General features: G+C 70.0%; 16 protein-coding genes. 11 read left to right on the top strand and 5 right to left on the bottom strand.

The features are described 5' to 3' along the window. The first annotated feature begins 59 nt into the window (after positions 1 to 59). Together WCD74_RS22345 and WCD74_RS22340 are read left to right on the top strand one after the other, a co-directional pair. Positions 60 to 2,756, top strand: a complete 2,697-nt coding sequence (locus tag WCD74_RS22345; protein ID WP_337697096.1) for a helix-turn-helix transcriptional regulator — start codon at positions 60 to 62, stop codon at positions 2,754 to 2,756. A gap of 150 nt (positions 2,757 to 2,906) precedes the next feature. Then, a complete protein-coding gene (locus tag WCD74_RS22340) occupies positions 2,907 to 3,299 on the top strand; it encodes an MmyB family transcriptional regulator (protein ID WP_337697095.1) in 393 nt (130 codons plus the stop codon). Between the two features lie 12 nt (positions 3,300 to 3,311). On the opposite strand, the gene WCD74_RS22335 is transcribed toward WCD74_RS22340, so the two are convergent. The 3 genes from WCD74_RS22335 to WCD74_RS22325 form a co-directional block, all read right to left on the bottom strand. Next, complete coding sequence (locus WCD74_RS22335; RefSeq protein ID WP_337697094.1) at positions 3,312 to 3,563, bottom strand: carboxymuconolactone decarboxylase family protein; 252 nt, start codon at positions 3,561 to 3,563, stop codon at positions 3,312 to 3,314. Further along, entirely contained in the window at positions 3,521 to 4,153 is a 633-nt protein-coding gene (locus tag WCD74_RS22330; RefSeq protein ID WP_337697093.1) for a carboxymuconolactone decarboxylase family protein, read from the bottom strand. Before WCD74_RS22330 ends, WCD74_RS22335 begins: the two co-directional genes overlap by 43 nt. 137 nt (positions 4,154 to 4,290) lie before the next feature. After that, positions 4,291 to 5,064 (bottom strand): GOLPH3/VPS74 family protein, encoded by a 774-nt coding sequence (locus WCD74_RS22325; protein WP_337697092.1) that lies wholly within the window; start codon positions 5,062 to 5,064, stop codon positions 4,291 to 4,293. Between the two features lie 232 nt (positions 5,065 to 5,296). On the opposite strand from WCD74_RS22325, the gene WCD74_RS22320 reads away from it, so the two are divergent. Then, positions 5,297 to 6,181 carry an acyl-CoA thioesterase gene (locus tag WCD74_RS22320; RefSeq protein WP_337697090.1) on the top strand — a complete coding sequence of 295 codons (885 nt, stop codon included), beginning with the start codon at positions 5,297 to 5,299 and terminating at the stop codon, positions 6,179 to 6,181. Between the two features lie 64 nt (positions 6,182 to 6,245). Further along, entirely contained in the window at positions 6,246 to 7,112 is an 867-nt protein-coding gene (locus WCD74_RS22315; protein WP_337697089.1) for an SAM-dependent methyltransferase, read from the top strand. A gap of 76 nt (positions 7,113 to 7,188) precedes the next feature. Here the strand turns inward: WCD74_RS22315 and WCD74_RS22310 are convergent, their stop codons facing one another. Beyond that, positions 7,189 to 8,094, bottom strand: a complete 906-nt coding sequence (locus tag WCD74_RS22310) for an SDR family NAD(P)-dependent oxidoreductase (protein WP_337697088.1) — start codon at positions 8,092 to 8,094, stop codon at positions 7,189 to 7,191. A 17-nt stretch (positions 8,095 to 8,111) separates the two neighbouring features. Next, positions 8,112 to 8,837: a TetR/AcrR family transcriptional regulator gene (locus WCD74_RS22305; RefSeq protein WP_337697087.1), complete on the bottom strand. Its 726-nt coding sequence runs from the start codon at positions 8,835 to 8,837 to the stop codon at positions 8,112 to 8,114. Between the two features lie 307 nt (positions 8,838 to 9,144). Here WCD74_RS22305 and WCD74_RS22300 point away from each other — a divergent pair, with 307 nt between their 5' ends. From WCD74_RS22300 to WCD74_RS22270, 7 genes are all read left to right on the top strand, one after another. Beyond that, positions 9,145 to 10,536: an FAD-binding oxidoreductase gene (locus tag WCD74_RS22300; RefSeq protein WP_337697086.1), complete on the top strand. Its 1,392-nt coding sequence runs from the start codon at positions 9,145 to 9,147 to the stop codon at positions 10,534 to 10,536. Positions 10,537 to 10,709: 173 nt separating this feature from the next. After that, on the top strand, positions 10,710 to 11,549 hold the full coding sequence (locus WCD74_RS22295) for a class I SAM-dependent methyltransferase (RefSeq protein WP_337697085.1): 840 nt from the start codon (positions 10,710 to 10,712) through the stop codon (positions 11,547 to 11,549). Positions 11,550 to 11,640: 91 nt separating this feature from the next. Further along, entirely contained in the window at positions 11,641 to 12,501 is an 861-nt protein-coding gene (locus WCD74_RS22290; protein ID WP_337697084.1) for an aldo/keto reductase, read from the top strand. 326 nt (positions 12,502 to 12,827) lie between these two features. Further along, positions 12,828 to 14,183 (top strand): NtaA/DmoA family FMN-dependent monooxygenase, encoded by a 1,356-nt coding sequence (locus WCD74_RS22285; protein ID WP_337697083.1) that lies wholly within the window; start codon positions 12,828 to 12,830, stop codon positions 14,181 to 14,183. Between the two features lie 65 nt (positions 14,184 to 14,248). After that, positions 14,249 to 14,818 carry a hypothetical protein gene (locus WCD74_RS22280; protein WP_337697082.1) on the top strand — a complete coding sequence of 190 codons (570 nt, stop codon included), beginning with the start codon at positions 14,249 to 14,251 and terminating at the stop codon, positions 14,816 to 14,818. A gap of 57 nt (positions 14,819 to 14,875) precedes the next feature. Next, positions 14,876 to 15,703 carry a mycofactocin-coupled SDR family oxidoreductase gene (locus WCD74_RS22275; RefSeq protein WP_337697081.1) on the top strand — a complete coding sequence of 276 codons (828 nt, stop codon included), beginning with the start codon at positions 14,876 to 14,878 and terminating at the stop codon, positions 15,701 to 15,703. Between the two features lie 30 nt (positions 15,704 to 15,733). Further along, complete coding sequence (locus tag WCD74_RS22270; protein WP_337697080.1) at positions 15,734 to 16,540, top strand: SDR family NAD(P)-dependent oxidoreductase; 807 nt, start codon at positions 15,734 to 15,736, stop codon at positions 16,538 to 16,540. The last annotated feature ends 8 nt before the right edge of the window (positions 16,541 to 16,548 follow it).

Raw genomic sequence — 16,548 nt, 5'->3', positions numbered from 1 at the left:
ACCGACCGCGTGGACCTCTCTGTGATTGCTGACGGGATCCGACGACAAAGGAGCGCTTCATGACGGCCATCTCGCTCCGCCGCTCCGCCTCCCGACTCCCGTCCCTCGTGGGTCGGCGCGCCGAACTCGACGCGCTGGCGACATCGCGGAGGGGCCTGGTCGTCCTCCGGGGCGAGGTCGGCAGCGGACGGACCCTCCTGCTCGAGCACCTCGCCCGGCGCAAGGCTGCGGAGGGCACGCTGGTCCTGCACGTGGCAGCGAGGCAGTGCCCGGGGTGGGACGACTACGGCGTCGTCGGCGTGCTGGACGCCGTGCGACGTCGATTCGAGGACCTCGGCGCCGACGCCGGCCTGGCCGACGCGATCGCCGTCGTCGACCGGCAGTGCACGCCCGCCGCCTACGCTAACCCGGATGGGCGAGCAAGCCTGCTCGCCCATCTCTGTCGGCTCCTGCGCCGTGTCGGCGAGCCCGAGAGCCTCGTGCTCGTGGTGGACGACGCCGACCACCTGGCCGGATCGACGGACTCCGCGTCGTGGGCCTCCACCGTCGGACACCTGGTCATCGCCGCCGTGCGGTCCGACGGCGCGGTCGATGCCCGCGGCCCCCAGATCGCCGCCCTCGCCGACCGGGTCGTCGACCTGGGGGCCCTGGGTCCGGCCGCCAGCGCGACGTTGATCGCCCGGCGGGCCCGACGTCCCGTGGTTCCTGCCGTCGTCGAGACGATCGTCTCCGGCCTCGGTGTCCTCGGCGGTAATCCCGGTGCCCTGGTCGGCGCCCTCGAGGAGATGCAGCGTCGGCACGATCTCGTCGACGTCCACGGACGCCTCTGTCCGTCGTCCGCGGACGTCACGGTCACGCTGCCCGACGACCATCCCTCCGTGGTCGCGACCGAGACGCTGGGTGCCGCCGCCTGCGACGTCGTGGTGCTGGCCCGGGAGAACCCGGTGGCCCTGGACGACATCCCCCTGCTCGCCGGGGCCGCTCGACGCCCGGCGACGGAGTGCGGGCAGGCCGCCGACGCGCTCGTCGATCTCGGAGTGTTCACCTTCGACGACGCGCAGTTCGTGCTGGCTTCTCCCGCGGTGGGTGCAGCGGTTGCCGAGAGGATGGGCGACCACCGCGCCCGCCGCCTCCATGCCGAGCTCGTGCACGTGCGGACCGCCGTCGACGTTCGGGGTGCCGCGTTCGCTCCTGCGGTGCTCGCTGACCACATCGTCGCCGCAGGCGACGCGCTGAACGCGAGTCCGGACCTGGTCGAGGTGCTCGCCGAGGAGGCCCGCCGGGTCGAGCGCCGTGACCCCGCGCGGGCGGCGGCACGATACCGGGTCGCACGCCGCCATGCGGCCGGCGGGGCACTCCGGGACGAGCTGACGTCGGCGTTGCAGGACCTCCTGCTCCGTACCGGCGCCTACGCCGAGCTGGCCGGGCTCGTCGAGGAGGTCACGCGTGAGACCGCGCCGACCGGCGATCGGCGTGCCGAGCTCGCGGCCCTGGCGGGACTGGCGACTCTGCACACCGGCGAGGCCGTCGACCCCGAGGTCCGTGCACGGCTGGTCGTCGGGGACGACGCGCCGTGCCCGCTGCGGTGCGGCGAGCGATGGACAGCCGGAGAGGACGTGTCCCTCAACGAGTTCGCTGCGGCGTTCGCCGCCCTGCCGGCGATCGGCCGACCCGGCCGTCCGTCGCCGGCGAGCCGCCCGGTGGCCGGTGTCAGTGAGGGTCGCCGGTTCCAGCTCCAGGAGGATCTCGCGACGCGCGATCTCGTCCCGGTGTTCGCTGCCCTGTTCCCGGACTCCTACCGGGCGCCGGCGACCGGGTGGGCGGTGAGCTTCCACCGGTTGTGGGTCGCGCACGTCGAGGGTCGGTGGACGCAGGTGCCGGGGTTCGCGAGCGAGGTCCTCGCGATCGGGTCCGGCGATCCGCTGACCCGGCAGATCACCCGGTTGTTGGCCGCCGAGGTGCTGGCATGTCAGGGCCACGAGCAGGCCGCCCGGCGGTGGCTCGACGCGGTTCCGTCGGACTCGCCCTACCCGGTCTACCGGGCCTGGGTCGCTGCCGCGCTGACGGACGGCGCCGACAGCACCGACAGCGGGTCGCCCCACCGAGTCCTCGCCCGGCAGGTCATCCCCGTCATCCGAGGCGCTACGCGGTATGCACCGGCCTGGCGATTGCTGCTCGCCCTGGGAGTCCTGGCGGTCGAGTCCGACCGGGCGGATCGCGAGGCCTGGATCGCCGAACTGCTCGGCGAGGTCGTCGCGCTGACGCCGAGCGGCGACGAAGGTCTGGCCGGCATCTACGCGGGCGCGCTCGAGGCGCTGCTCGTGGGCGACGCCTCACAGGCGACGTGGGCCGCCGAATCCTTCTACCACCACGGGCGGCGGATGGACGTCGCTCTCCTCTGCCTCGCCATCGGACTGGAGGTCGACGACCCGGCCCCCTTCCTGCTCGAGGGCCGCGCCGTTGCCGAGTCGGCAGGCGCCGTACGGATGATCACTCGTTTCAGGGCGGCCATGAAACGCCGTGGCGTCACTGCCCCGCGTGCCTCTTCGTCGACCGGTGTCAGCGCCGCGGAGCATCAACTCGTCGAGCTCGTCCGGGAGGGTCGCACCAACCGGCAGATCGCCACGACGCTGCAGCTCAGCGAGAAGACGGTGGAGAACCAGCTGACGCGCCTGTTCGCGAAGGTCGGGTGCCGGACGCGCTACGGACTCGCCACCGCACGGCTCGACACGCCGCCGGTCGACGCCGCCCGATGACGGTCCCCCGAGGGACGCCCGTGAGCCGTCGTGGGTGGGCTTCGCCGGGCACGTCCGGCGACGACGACGGGGCGGGCCACACGCCACCACCCCGAGGACTACTCGTGCCCTCACGGGTCGGCACGTACCTGCGCAGTCGTCGCGACTCCTTTGTTCCTCGACGAGTACGCGCGGGAACTCCACCAGGACTGGGAGGAGGAGGCCCGCAACGCCGTCGCCGGCCTACGCCTCGCGGACGGCGCTCATCCCGGCGACACCCAGATCCGGACCGTGGTGGAGATGTTGGCCGAACGCCGCCCTCATTTCGCTCGACACTGGGCGCGCCACGATGTGCGCGAGGAGACGACAGCACTCAAGAACCTGCGTCACCGGGACGTGGGTGACCTGACGCTGCGGATGCTCGCCTTCGACGTGAGGGCATCGCCGGGCCAGCAGCGGGTGCTCTTCCAGGCAAGTCCGGGGTCGTCCAGCGCCGAGGCACTCTCCCTGCTGGGCGCGCTCTCGTCCACGCGACGCCGTGCCGCGCGCGTCGATCCCCGGTGAGGGCCGGGGTCGCTACCGGCCCGGTTCGCCGGCGGGGGAGTCGAAGACCTCGCGCGCCGCGGCGAGAGCGTTGAGCGCGGCGGGGAAACCGGCATAGACCGCCATCTGGGTGATCACCTCGACGATCTCGTCCCGGGTGCCACCGACGTTGAGGCATCCGCCGATGTGCAGTCGCAACTGGGGCGCGGCCGTGCCCAGAGCGGTGCAGATCGCGACCGTGATCAGTTCACGGTCTCGCAGGTCCAGGCCGGCGCGGGAGTACACGTCGCCGAAGGCGAACTCGACGAGATAGCGCGCAACGTCGGGCGCGAGGCCTCCAAGCTCGCGACCACCCGCTCCCCGGCACCACCGTCGACGGTCGTGAGCATGCTCCATCCACGATCCCAGCGGCTCTCCGTGGGGCTGTTCCCAGGTTCGTGCTCGACCTCGTGGTCGGTCTCCACGAAGACCGCCCTCGCAGCGGTCAGGCCGTTGAGAGTGGCCGGGAACCCCGCGTAGAGGCAGGCGTGCGTGATGGTCTCGACCACCTCCCGCGCGGTCGCGCCCACCGTGAGCGCCCCGCGGATGTGGAACCGCAGCTGGGCGTCGGCCGTGCCGAGAGCGGTCAGCGCAGCGACGGTCAGCAGCTGTCTCTCGCGCCAGGTCAGCCCCGGACGCGCGTAGATGTCGCCGTAGGCGAACTCCACGGTGTACCGGGCCATGTCCGGGGCCAGGTCGCCGAGCGCACCGACGACGGCGGGCGGGTCCTGGCCGCCGACGACTCGCAGGATCTCCAGGCCGCGTGCATATCGGTCGTCCGCCGATGTCCCTGTCACGATCGCGCCCTCGAGGTCGGGAGTGGACTCACTGGTCATGGTGCCCATCGTGGGGCATCGGCGCGTCCCTCCGGGTGGCCCTGACCTGGCCACCTGGATCGTGGCATCGCGTCCTGGCCCGCCGAGCGGTACCGGGGTCGATCCGGCGCCTGCGGTGGTGGACGTGTCCGTCCCGGCTACCGTGCGCAGCGGGATTCCTGACGATCAGCGAGCGAACACGCCCGACGGGTCGCGGCAGGAGTCCCGACGAGCACGGATAGAGCGACGAGGCCGCTCCCACTCGTCGGCGGGCTCGCCACGGTCGCCGTGGACAGGGCAGCGGCGACCCCGTGGACGACGGCCGCCGCTTCCACGCCGAGATCCCCGGTACCGCCCCGTCCGAGGCGCCGCGCCCGGGTCGCGACCTGCCCGGTCCACCGGGGGTGGGGGTGCAGGCTCGGCAGGGTGCCGACGGCGGAGACGAGCGCGATGAGCGCGGTGAGCCGCGGTGCCGGGTCGGCGCCGAGTTCGAGCACGAGACGCAGTTGCTCGCGCAGCCGTGTCTCGTGGCGTTCCGTCGCCGGCAGCCGGGTGGTGGAGATCAGCCCGCCGAACCCGCGGCGCTCGCGGCGCAGCAGGCCGCGCTCGATGAGGCGCTCGACCACCGGCGTCCGCAGCGACGCGCCGAGCCCCGGGAGCGCGGTCCGGAGCCGACGCGGGGCCGCGGTGACCGCCTCGTGGGCGACGCCCAGCAACGGGTCCAGGAGCGTCCCGTCCCCGGACGCTGCGACGATCACCTCGAGGGGGTCCGACGTGGCCCGTCGGTCCTCGACCCGGGCATGTCCACGCAGGGCGAGCTCCGCGAGCACCGCCCCGCCCAGTGCACCGTCGAGGGACGTGACCGGGGCGCGGTCCGCATCCCCGAGCATGAGCAACAGGATGTCCTCGACGATCAGCGTGTCGACGTTCATGATCCCGTACCTCCCCGAGCTCCGCTTCTCCGGGCGACAGCCGACACCGTGCCGTAGAGGCACGGTCAAGCCGGGCGTGTGCCCGAGCGTCGAGCGGAGACGCGTTCCGGCCGGAGAACGACGTGCCTGATCCGACTCACCGGGTCCCTCGGGCCCTGCCGATCGAGCATGCCCCCTGGTGTCGTCGCGGCCGCATCGACCACTGTGCCGTGACAGCTGCGAGAGGAGCACGATGACGGGTTGCCAGAGCGCGGACGTCGCGACCGCCGCGTCCGCGTTTCCCGATGTCCGGCACCTGGGCCTGCGCCACAGCGACCTGGGTCCCCGAGGCGCGATGTCCACCAGCGCCCTGGCCCGGCTGTTCGAGCATCCGCGCGTCATGCTCCCGTTGCCTCGATTCGAGCGGCTCGCGGCCTCGGGACAGTTCGGGCGGTTCCGGATCCTGCTCGTCGGCCAGCGCGTCGAGCGGCATGTCGACTCCGGTGGGCCCGACGCGCAGGTGCAGATCGGTACCGGTATCCGCCGGATCGGCACCAGCTCCTTCACCTACGGTCAGGCGTTGTTCTCCGAGGGGGTCCTCGTCGCCTCCGCACAGGCGAGCATCGTGCTGGCCGACCGGGACGGCCCCAAGCCGCTGCCGGACGCGCTGCAGACCGATCTGCGGGAGCTCCTCCTCACCGACGAGGAGACGCCGTCGCCCTCGGTGACTCGCGACGAGGCGAGCCTGCGGCCCGAGCACTACGGGGCCTGGACATCGGTCACCACACGCATCACTGACGTTGATGCGAACCGTCACGTCAACTACATCGCGACGCTCGGCCTGTACGACGACGCCGTGGTCTCCGCCGTACACGGCCTCGTCGGGACCGAGGACATCGCGCGAATCTCTGCGCTGCTGCCCTGGCGGTACGACGTGAGCTACCTCGGAGAGGTCCTCTACCCCGGCGACTACCGGGTCGGCGTCGCGGTCACAGGTCACGACGACGAGAACGTCCACTACGACCTCGGCCTGTTCGGCGACGGCCGCTGTCTCGGCATCGCCGCCGCCTCGGCCGCGCGGTCCGGGCTCCCTCTCGAATCGCTGCCGAGGCGAGTGTCGGGCTCGACCCGAGGTTGATCGACGGCGAGGACCTCGAGGAAGCCCGGCACCCGGAAGGACGACGTCGACGTGGGGAGACTCGATGGCCGAGCGTACGAGCACCTGGGACATCAACAGCAGCGTGGGTACGACCGCTGTCATCGCGGCGGCGTCGCGCGCCATCGACACGCACCGTCACGACCGACTGGTGAACGACCCGTACGCCGAGGCGCTCGTCGCGGCGACGCATCCACGTCACCCGATCCCGACCCGACCGTCCCCCGATGCCCCGAACTGGCGTGCCATGTCGGACCTGCTCGGGACGCGTAGCCGATTCTTCGACGACGTCCTGCGACTCGCCATGAGTGCCGGCGTCCGGCAGGTCGTGATCCTGGCCTCGGGTCTCGACACTCGAACACACCGATTGGACTGGCCCTCCGGGACCACGGTCTACGAGATCGATCAGCCCGAGGTCCTCGAGTTCAAACGTCAGGTCCTCGTCGACCTGGGCGCCCACGCGACCTGTCGGCACCGAGTCGTACCGCACGACCTCCGCGACGACTGGATGACGTCCCTGGTGGGCGCCGGGTTCCGGCGCGACGACGCGACGGTGTGGATCGCCGAAGGTCTGTTCTACTATTTGACCCCGCAAGCGCAGCAGGCGCTTCTCGAGGCCGTCGACGACAATTCCGCGCCGGGTTCGCGATGGGCGATCGAGGACGACCTGGGCTTCCTGGACCGCATGAGCGATCCGACCGCCCGCACCGTCTCCGAGTCCATGGGGATCGATCTGACCACTCTGCTCGAGGCCGGGCCCCGGCCCGCCTCGGAGGTCTGGCTACGTGATCGACGCTGGGTCGTCGAGTCCCGCACCTTGCGGACCGCTGCGGTCGAGTACCACCGGGACCTGGACCCGCTCACCGAGCGCACCAACGGTTCGTTCCTCCTCACGCACGGCCGGAGCGTGTAGGCGACGAACGCACCACGTCGTCGGAAACGGGCGCTCCACGACGACCACGCACGGGCGCGTCACGGCCCGGGTTCGTCTACGGCTTCATCCCGACCAGTCGCGCGCTGATCTCCCAGAGGGCCTCACAGCGTTCGTGGGAGAGGGTGTGATCAGGGGTGGGGACCGCCCTGCGGTCCACGAAGAAGCGTCCCGTCACGCCGTCGAGACCGGTGTCGGTCGCCACCCACACCGGGTTGTCCGCCCCCTGGTCGGGCAGCTTCCGGGCGGGGTTGAGCGCCACCGCCGTGGCCAGCACCTTCTCCAGCCCGCGCGCGTCGCGGGACAGGCCGGTCCCGGCGATGATCCCGGGATGGGCTCCGTTGACCGTGATGCTGCTGTCCGCCAGTCGGCCCGCCAGGCTGTGGACGAACATCGTGTTCATGTTCTTGGTGCGTGCGTAGGCATGGAAGGGACGCAGGCTCGGGAAGCGACTGAGGGCGCGGGCGTCCTGCGCGTCGAGGTCGTTCAGGTCCACCGGGAAGGCCTTCAGCACCCGGGGACTGGCCCCGACCACCACGAACCGGGCGGGGATGTCCCCGACCGCCTCAGCGAGGGTGCGCATCAGCACGTAGGGCGCCAGGTGGTTGGTGGCCAGAGTGGACTGGAGTCCTTCGTCGGTGCGTGCGCCGATGTCGGCCGTGATCGCCGCGTTGTTGATCACCACGCGGGGCGACGAGCTCTCGGCGAGCCGGTCCGCCAGCGCACGGACCTCGCGGACCAGGGACAGGTCGGCGCGCTCCAGGCGCAGCTCGGCGTCGGGCACCGTCGACCGAACCCGCTCGGCGGCCTGCCGGAGAGTCGTGTCGTTCCGGCCGACCATCACCACCCGCATCCCTCGGGCGGCGAGTCTGCGGACCACGGCTTCTCCGATGCCGCGGCTTGCGCCGGTCACTATGGCCTGCTCGCCCGCGAGCGCCTGTGATTCCCTCGATGGATAGGACACGTGTGTCTCCCTCTCGGTCAACGGGGTCGGTCGGCGAGAACGGCGAGCCATTCGCGCAGGAGAGCGACCTCGGTCGGACGCAAGGACTTCCACGGGCCGTTCGGCAACGCGTCCAGGAGCTGCGTAGCTGAGCCGGCGCAGCCGTCGGCGGCGGTGCCGCTCGAGCCCTGCGCCCGGAAGACCGACCGAGCGATCGTGTCGCGGACGTTCGTCGAGATGATGTGCGAGCTGGTGGCCCGCACGGCGATCAGCTGCAGCGTGACCCCGACCGCGGCGGCAGAGATCGTCTCCTTCGCCGCCTCGGCCGAGACCCTCAGATGGCCTGCGGCCGCCCATGCGGACACGACGCGATCCACCTCGTCCTGGGCCACCACCGCAGCAGGAGACGTGTGGTCGACCCGGAGGTCGCCGAACATCAACCGATAGTGGGCCGGATGCTCGCAGCCGAAGGAGACGTGCATGTCCCAGCCCCTAGAGAAGTCTTCCAGCACGTCGTCGCTCCGGGCGACGGCTCGCTTGCTGTCGAGATACTCGGTGAATCCCTCCAGTACCACGGCGTCCAGCAGAGCGTGCTTGTCCTTGAAGTGGTGGTAGAGGGTCGGCGCAGTGACACGCGCTCCCGAGCAGATCTCGCGCGTGGAGATCTGGCCGTTGGTGGACGACGCGAGGAGATGCTCGGCCGTCCGCATCAACCTGGTGCGGACATCTCCGTCGACGGCTCCCGCCGGCACCTGCTGTTTCACGCTAGCAACGCTACACGGGCGAGGTCATCTTGGGTAGCAGCGTTATACGCCAGGAACGCCGAGCCCCGTTGGTTCGGTCGCCCCACGACCTGACGGGGTCGATGTCGGTCCTCGACACGGTGCCTGCCGAGGACGCCCGCGTCAGCGCGTCCGCGCAAGCTCCCGTCGTTCGTGGATGGTCCTCCCCGTTCTGCAGACACCGATCGTCGGACGACCGGGACGGGGCGTCGTACGTCGATAGCTTCCGGCCCGGCACATCGTCGGCGGCAGACCGATCGGTGTCGGTGAGATCGGAGGCAGGCAGAACATGACGACCGTGGAATCGATTGCTCGCGGGCAGGGTCTGGAGCCGTCGCGGGTGGTGACCGAGGTCGACGAGGCCACGCTGCCGATGTGGAACGCCGCGACACCGGCGGGGGCGAACGTGGTGGTGCGCTGCCGCGACACCGCCGACGTGCAGGCGGCGATTCGTACGGCTCGGGCCGCGGGGCTGGGGTTGTCGGTGTTCAGCGGCGGGAACGACTGGGCCGGTCGCTCGGTCCTCGACGGGGGGTTGGTCGCCGACATCTCCGCCCTCGACCACATCGAGGTCGACGTCGAGAGCCGGACGGCCCGCGTCGGCGGCGGGGCGCGCTCCGACCTGGTGTCCCGCGAGACCGAGGAGGCCGGTCTCACCCCCGTCACGGGGACCGTGGGTCTGGTTCACATGCTCGGTCTGACCCTGGGCGGTGGGTACGGTCCCCTGAACGGACGGTTCGGGCTCGCCTGCGACAACCTGGTCTCGGCCGAGCTCGTCACCGCCGACGCCACGGTGGTCCGTGTCGACGAGCAGAACGATCCCGACCTGCTCTGGGCTCTGCGTGGTGGTGGCGGCAACTTCGGCGTGGTGACCTCCGCGGTGGTCCGTCTGCACGAGGTCGGACCCGTGTACACCGGGATGATCATCTTTCCGTGGTCCCAGGCGACGTCGGTCCTGACCGGCCTGAACCCGCTGCTCTCCTCGTGCCCCGACGAGCTCAGCCTGCAGACCGTCATCTCGAGCGGCCCTGACGGCGACCCCTTCGTCGCGGTGATGCCGACCTGGAGCGGATCCCTCGCGGAGGGGCCCGCCGCGGTCGCACCGGTGGAGGCGCTCGGCGACCCGATCGCGGTCGACATGGGGACCTCGGCGTGGCACGCCGCCATGACGGGCGTCTCGGCGTCGTTCCCGCCCGGCCGGCACGTGCGCATCCGGACGCGCAACGTGCCCGACTTCTCCCCTCGGGTCGTCGAGCGGCTGGTCACGGCCGGCTCCTCGAGGAACTCGCCCTACTCGGCCCTCTCGATCCACCCCTTCCACGGCGCCGCGACCCGCATCCCGCTCGAGAGCGCCGCGTTCGGGGAACGGCGTCGGCACCAGATGGTCGAGATCGTCGGGATGTGGCTCTCCGGTGACGAATCCGGTGCGCGCGACGGCGAGTGGGCCGACGAGGTGCACCGCTCGCTCGCCGACGACGCCATGCCCGGCGGGTACGTCAATCTGCTCGCCGCCGACGACCGCAACCAGGTCCGCAGCGCCTACGGTCCGAACACCGATTGCCTCCTCGCCGTCAAGGACCGCGTCGACCCCACCGGAGTCTTCACCGCAACCCCGCTGCCATCCGACGATCGGAGGGCAGCGCACCCGTCCGCACCGGCCGACACCGTCCGGGCTCGATGAGTGGGACCCGCTCCGCAACGGCTCGTCCGTGCCGTACTGATGATGAGAACCTGTGGGCCGGCCCACGTCACACCGTCTCGGCTGGACCGTGCCGCGACGGCACCGTGTGCGCTGTCGCCATGGACTTCGACGACAGCCGAGCGCCCGGCATAACGGCTCCGACGGGTGTGGGAGTGACGGCGTTGCTGATCGCCGCGCTGCGCGCCTCCGAGTCGACCCGGCCGGACTCCCTGTTCGGCTCCGACCCGCTGGCCGAGGCCGTCGACGACGAGATCGACACCGAGACCGCGCAGCTCTGGGTCCGGGACGGGACGCCCACCCCGATCGCGGCTGCGCTGCGCGACTACGTCGCGATGCGTACGCGATGGTTCGACGGCTACCTGGCGCGCGCCGCTGCGGAGGGGATCGGGCAGGTCGTGCTGCTGGGCGCCGGTCTGGACGGGCGGCCGTACCGGCTCACCCTGCCGGGCGTCACGGTCTTCGCCGTCGACACCGCCGGAGTCACCGACTACCGACGGAGTGTCGTCGAGCGGCACGGCCTCCCCGAGCGCAGCCCGGTCCGCTCCGTCGTGTCCGACCTCGCGGGCGAGGGCTGGGAGGAGGTGCTGCTCGCCGCCGGCTTCGACCGCGCGGCGCCCACCGCGTGGCTCGCCGAGGGCCTGTTGTTCTACCTGCCGGCTGCGGACTGCTCGGTGCTGATCCGTGCCGTCACCGATCTCAGTGCGCCCGGCAGCAGGATCGCGCTCGAGTACCCGCACGGTGACATGGCCGCCGTGCTGGAGGAGCTCGACTCGGGCGGCATCGCCCGACAGCTGATCGGCGAGCTCCTCGAATCCGGACCTCCGTCGGCGCCGGCTGCCTGGCTGACCGACAACGAGTGGTCGGTCGAGATGACCGACGACGTCGCGGGTTGGGCCCGGGCCCTCGACCGCACCCCGCCCGCGTGGAGCACCGCGCGGGGCTTCACCTGGTGGTTCGCCGCGGCCCGTCTCGAGCACTACCCGGACCGATGACCGGGAGGACGCGCCCGGTCCTGAACCGGCCGGCCGGGCCCGTCCGTGTCCGTCATGAGAAGTACCGATCGACCGAGGAGGACCACCGGACGTGGCGACGACGACCCTGACCAATGACTCGCTCATCGTGGCAGGCAAGCGAGTGCCGCGGATGGCGTTCGGCGCCATGCGACTGGCCGACCCGCAGATTTGGGGGCCTCCCTCGGATCGCGAGCACTCCGTCCGATTGGTTCGACGAGCCGTCGAGCTCGGCATCGAGCACGTGGACACGGCCGACACCTACGGGCTGGGAGTCTCCGAGGACATCCTGCGCGAGGCCCTGCACCCCTACCCGGAGAACCTGCTGATCTCCACGAAGATCGGCCAGGTTCAGCCGCGCCCCCTCGAATGGGTGCCGGTCGGCCACCCGTGGTTCCTGCGCCACCAGTGCGAGATGAGCTTGCGCCGCCTCGGCACTGACTGCATCGACCTGCTCTACCTGCACCGCGCCGACCCGTCCGTGCCCTTCCTCGACCAGGTCGGCGCTCTCCGTGAGCTACAGCAGGAGGGCAAGATCGCCCACATCGGGCTCTCCGAGGTCGACATCGAACAGGTCGACACCGCCCGCAGCGTGATCACCGTCGCCGCGGTGCAGAACATCTACAACCTCACCACGCGAACCTGGGACGACGTGGTCGAGTACTGCTCGCAGGCCGGGATCCCGTTCGTTCCCTGGTTCCCGGTCATGAACGGTGACCTCGCCCGCTCCGGTGGGGTCGCCGATCGGATCGCGGCCGAGACCAACGGCACGCCCGCGCAGGTCGCCCTGGCGTGGCTGCTGGCGCGCGCCGAGGTGATGTGTCCGATTCCGGGCACTTCGTCGATCACCCACCTCGAGGAGAACGTGGCCGCCACCGACATCGAGCTCAGCCACGAGCAGTTCGCGGCCCTCGATGCCGCGGGAACGCACTGAGCCGGCGATGGACCCGGCCCGAGCAGGAACTCGAACTCGGGGGTGCGGAGGCCGCATCGATGTTCCGGACCCGTGCCGACCCAGGGCTTCGATCATGTCAGCTGCACGTGCACGACGTAGTCCGACGGTCCGCTTGACATCAAGTACAACACATAGTTAAGTATCAGCGAGCAGAGGCGAGCCAGAACAGTCGACGGGGTCGCCGGAGCGGGAAAGAGCGAAGCGGGGTTCTGCCGTCGTCTCATTTCTTGTGATGGAGCTCGGTACGGCCGTGCCGTCGTCGGACGACAGAACAGGCGAACCGACACCGACAAGGGAGTCGTCACGTGGGAAAAGAGATCCTGTTCAACGCCATCTCCTTGGCGTCGCCCTCGCACCAGTGGCCGGGCCTGTGGGCGCATCCCGAGTCCAACGGTGAGCGCTACGATCAGTTCGATTTCTGGCTCGATTTCGCACGGACCGCCGAGCGTGGTCTGTTCGAGACTGTGTTCATGGCGGACGGTATCGGCGTCTACGACACCTACGAGGGCAAGCCGGACGCGGTCATGAGAACCGGCGGTTTCTTCCCGATGAACGACCCCATGGTGATCGTCCCCGCCATGGCGGTGGTCACGGAGAATCTCGGGTTCGGCATCACCGGCAACTCCACGGTCGAACCGCCCTTCCTGCTTGCTCGAAGGTTCTCCACCCTCGACCAGCTGACCCGCGGCCGGATCAGCTGGAACGTGGTGACCGGCGCGATGCGGTCGGTAGCGAAGGCCGTGGGCGTCGAACCGATCCCGCACAACGAGCGGTACGACGTCGCCGAGGAGTACATGGATCTGATGTACAAGCTCTGGGAGCAGAGCTGGGAGGACGAAGCGGTCGTCCGCGACAAGGCGAGCCGGGTCTTCGCCGATCCCGACCGGATTCATAAGATCAAGCATGAGGGTAGGTACGCCTGCGAGGCCTACCACCTGTGCGAACCTTCGCCCCAGCGCACACCATTCCTCTTCGCAGCAGGTGCGTCGAGCCGCGGCACGGCGTTCGCGGGGAAGCACGCGGAGGCCGCGTTCATGGGGGCCTTCGACAAGGGCTTCGCTCGACGCGTCGTCGACGGGTACCGGAAGGCCGCCGTGGACGCGGGACGTGCTCCGGATGATCTCAAGGTCTTCAATGCGATGACGGTGATCGTGGCGCCCACCGAGGCCGAGGCCCGCGAGATCGAGGCGGAGTGCCGGGAGTACACGAGCGCCGAAGGAAATCTCGCGGCGATGTCCGGCATGATCGGCGCCGACCTCTCGAAGTACGCCTGGGACGACCCCGTCGAGAACATCGAGAGCGACGCGATCCAGTCGCTGGCCGATGCCATGACCGCATCCAAGGGAGGGCGAACCGTCCGGCTGCGGGACCTCGCCGAGTTCAACGGGATGCCCGGCCGTGAGGGGTATCTCGTGGGGTCGACCTCGCAGGTGTGCGACGAGCTGATCTCCTGGGTCGACGACGTCGGTGTCGACGGCATCACCCTGACCCGCAATCTCGAGCCGAGACATATCAAGAGTTTCGTCGACCTCGTGGTACCGGAGCTGCAGAACCGCGGTCGATACAAGACCGAGTACCGGCCAGGGACGCTCCGGGAGAAGATGTTCGGCGCAGGGCCACGTCTGGCGCCGTCGCACTACGGTTCTCGTTTCCGTCGCTGACCGCCAGAGGCTCAGCAACGGATGACTCTGAAGCACCCCACCACGTGATAACAGGAGAAAAGATCATGAAGCGAGACATCAAGCGACTGGTCGCCGCGGCGGACGATGCACTACTACGTGTGGATAATCCCCTGCACCGACGTATTCTGGAGAACTATCGACTGCACGCCATTTTCGAGGTGGCCGGATCGTGGGAACAGATTTTTACTCCGGACATGACGGTCGAGCACCCGATCTACAACGTCGAAGGTCCGAACGGTCGGATGACGCTCGAGGGGCACGACGCCGTGACCGGGTTCTACCGGCAACTGGTCGACCTCGGTATGAATGTCATGGCCGTCGAGGACGAGGAACTCGCGGTGGCGGACTGGGGGTTCGCCTCCCAGTACAGAGTTCACGTCTATCTCCGCGGCTCGGCGCTGCCTGACGGGGACCCGGACAAGTTCTACGTGCAGAGCCGGCTCATCTGCATGCACTGGCCGTACGACGAGCACGGTCGGATGATCGGCGAGACGGTGTACGAGGACCCTCGGGAGACGACCGTGGTTGAGGTCCCCGAGAACGAGTTCATCACGCCCGCGGAAGCTCGCGCCCAGTTGCTGCCGCTGGTCCGGCCTCTCCCGGTGCTCGTGTGAGTCGGACCTGGTCTCACATTTTGACCTTCTCGATCGTGATCGGAGGACCGGGCATTCATGGGTAGGCTCGAGGGCAAGGTCGTCTTCATCACCGGCGCCGCGCGTGGGCAGGGCCGGAGCCATGCGGTACGGCTGGCGCAGGAGGGCGCGGACGTCATCGCGGTGGACACCTCGAGGCCGGTCGACTCCGTGCCGTATCCACTCGCCCGACCCGAGGATCTGGCCGAGACCGTCCGGCTCGTCGAGGCGATGGACCGACGCATCGTGGCTGTCGACGCGGATGTCCGGGATCGCGAGTCGCTCGACCTCGCCGTGGCGGAAGGTCTTCGTGAATTCGGACGGCTGGACATCGTGCTCGCGAACGCCGGCGTGTCCAGTCCGGCGCCGGTGCTGGAGCTCTCCGAGACCGCATGGCAGGAGATGATCGACATCAACCTGACCGGCGTCTGGCGGACACTCGCGGCGAGCGTGCCGGCGATCATCGAGGGCGGACGGGGTGGGGCGGTGGTCCTGACGAGTTCAGTGGCCGCTGTCAAGGCGAACGAGAACATCGGACATTACAGCGCGGCGAAGGCCGGTCTCGTCGCCCTGGCAAAGGTGGCCGCGAAGGAATGGGCGCCCCATGCAATCAGGGTGAACACGATCCACCCCACCACGGTCGCCACTGGCATGGTGCTCAACGACTCGACCTACAAGCTCTTCCGGCCTGACCTCGACGCCCCGACACGCGAGGAGTTCGAGGCCGCGGCGACAGTGGTGAACCTGCTCCCGGTCGCAGCCCTGGACCCCTCGGAGATCTCCGAGGCCGTCCTGCATCTCGTCGCCGACTCCGGCCGACACATCACAGCGACGCAGACTCTCCTCGATGCGGGTGCATCTCTCTGAGGGTTTCGCCGGCACGACGACGAGGTGGTGATGATGCGACTGGTGGTGACAGGAGCCGGGGGCGGGATCGGCGGGACGGTCGCCCGAATGGCGACCGAACGGTTCGACGGGGCCGCGATCGCCCTGGTGGATCGCGACGAGGACTCGCTCCGCGACACGGCCCGGGCAGTAACCGCGGGGGGTGGCCGCGCGGTCGTCGTCCCGGCGGATCTCTCTGCTGTCGTGGGTCCGGCGGACGCCGTGCGCGCGGCGGAGCAGGAGCTCGGAGGCATCGACGCGCTGTTCAGCAACGCCGGGCTGGGTGACGGTGGTCCTTTGCGGACGCTCGACGTGGAGTCCTGGGAAAGGATCTTCGCCGTCAACGTCCGGGCGACATGGCTGCTGGCGAAGGCGGCCTACCCGGCGCTGGTGGCGAGCCGCGGGTCGATCGTCGCCACGACCTCGGTCTCCGCCCGCCAGCCCACGCCGCCCATGGGTGCGTACAGCCCGTCGAAGGCCGCACTGCTGATGCTGGTCAAGCAGCTCGCCCTCGAGTGGGGGCCCGACGGGGTGCGGGTCAACGCGGTCGCCCCGGGGCCGACCGATACCGGGCTGACGTTCTCGGCCTTCGGTGACACCTCGAACGAGGCGGCGGTGGAGAACCGACGCCATCGCGAGTCCCTCATTCCGCTGCGGAGGATCGGGCGCGCGGAGGATGTGGCGGAGGCGGTGCTGTGGCTGATCGGCTCGGCGGCGGCCCACGTGACCGGCACCGAGATCACCGTCGACGGTGGGGTGTCGCAGGCGCTGATGCCGGTCGTCGGCGGTGGCTCCGGTCAGGGGCACCGACCGAGCTGACAGCGGTC

It is taken from the genome of Actinomycetospora aurantiaca (assembly GCF_037401875.1).
Lineage (GTDB): Bacteria > Actinomycetota > Actinomycetes > Mycobacteriales > Pseudonocardiaceae > Actinomycetospora > Actinomycetospora aurantiaca.
This window is presented reverse-complemented; position numbering and strand designations above follow the sequence as displayed.

What these genes read in the sequence shown, in the direction of transcription:
- WCD74_RS22345 (WP_337697096.1), top strand. Translation starts at nt 60, where the DNA reads ATGACGGCCATCTCGCTCCGCCGCTCCGCCTCCCGACTCCCGTCCCTC.
- WCD74_RS22330 (WP_337697093.1), bottom strand. Translation starts at nt 4,153, where the DNA reads ATGACCAGTGAGTCCACTCCCGACCTCGAGGGCGCGATCGTGACAGGG.
- WCD74_RS22325 (WP_337697092.1), bottom strand. Translation starts at nt 5,064, where the DNA reads ATGAACGTCGACACGCTGATCGTCGAGGACATCCTGTTGCTCATGCTC.
- WCD74_RS22320 (WP_337697090.1), top strand. Translation starts at nt 5,297, where the DNA reads ATGACGGGTTGCCAGAGCGCGGACGTCGCGACCGCCGCGTCCGCGTTT.
- WCD74_RS22315 (WP_337697089.1), top strand. Translation starts at nt 6,246, where the DNA reads ATGGCCGAGCGTACGAGCACCTGGGACATCAACAGCAGCGTGGGTACG.
- WCD74_RS22300 (WP_337697086.1), top strand. Translation starts at nt 9,145, where the DNA reads ATGACGACCGTGGAATCGATTGCTCGCGGGCAGGGTCTGGAGCCGTCG.
- WCD74_RS22280 (WP_337697082.1), top strand. Translation starts at nt 14,249, where the DNA reads ATGAAGCGAGACATCAAGCGACTGGTCGCCGCGGCGGACGATGCACTA.
- WCD74_RS22275 (WP_337697081.1), top strand. Translation starts at nt 14,876, where the DNA reads ATGGGTAGGCTCGAGGGCAAGGTCGTCTTCATCACCGGCGCCGCGCGT.
- WCD74_RS22270 (WP_337697080.1), top strand. Translation starts at nt 15,734, where the DNA reads ATGATGCGACTGGTGGTGACAGGAGCCGGGGGCGGGATCGGCGGGACG.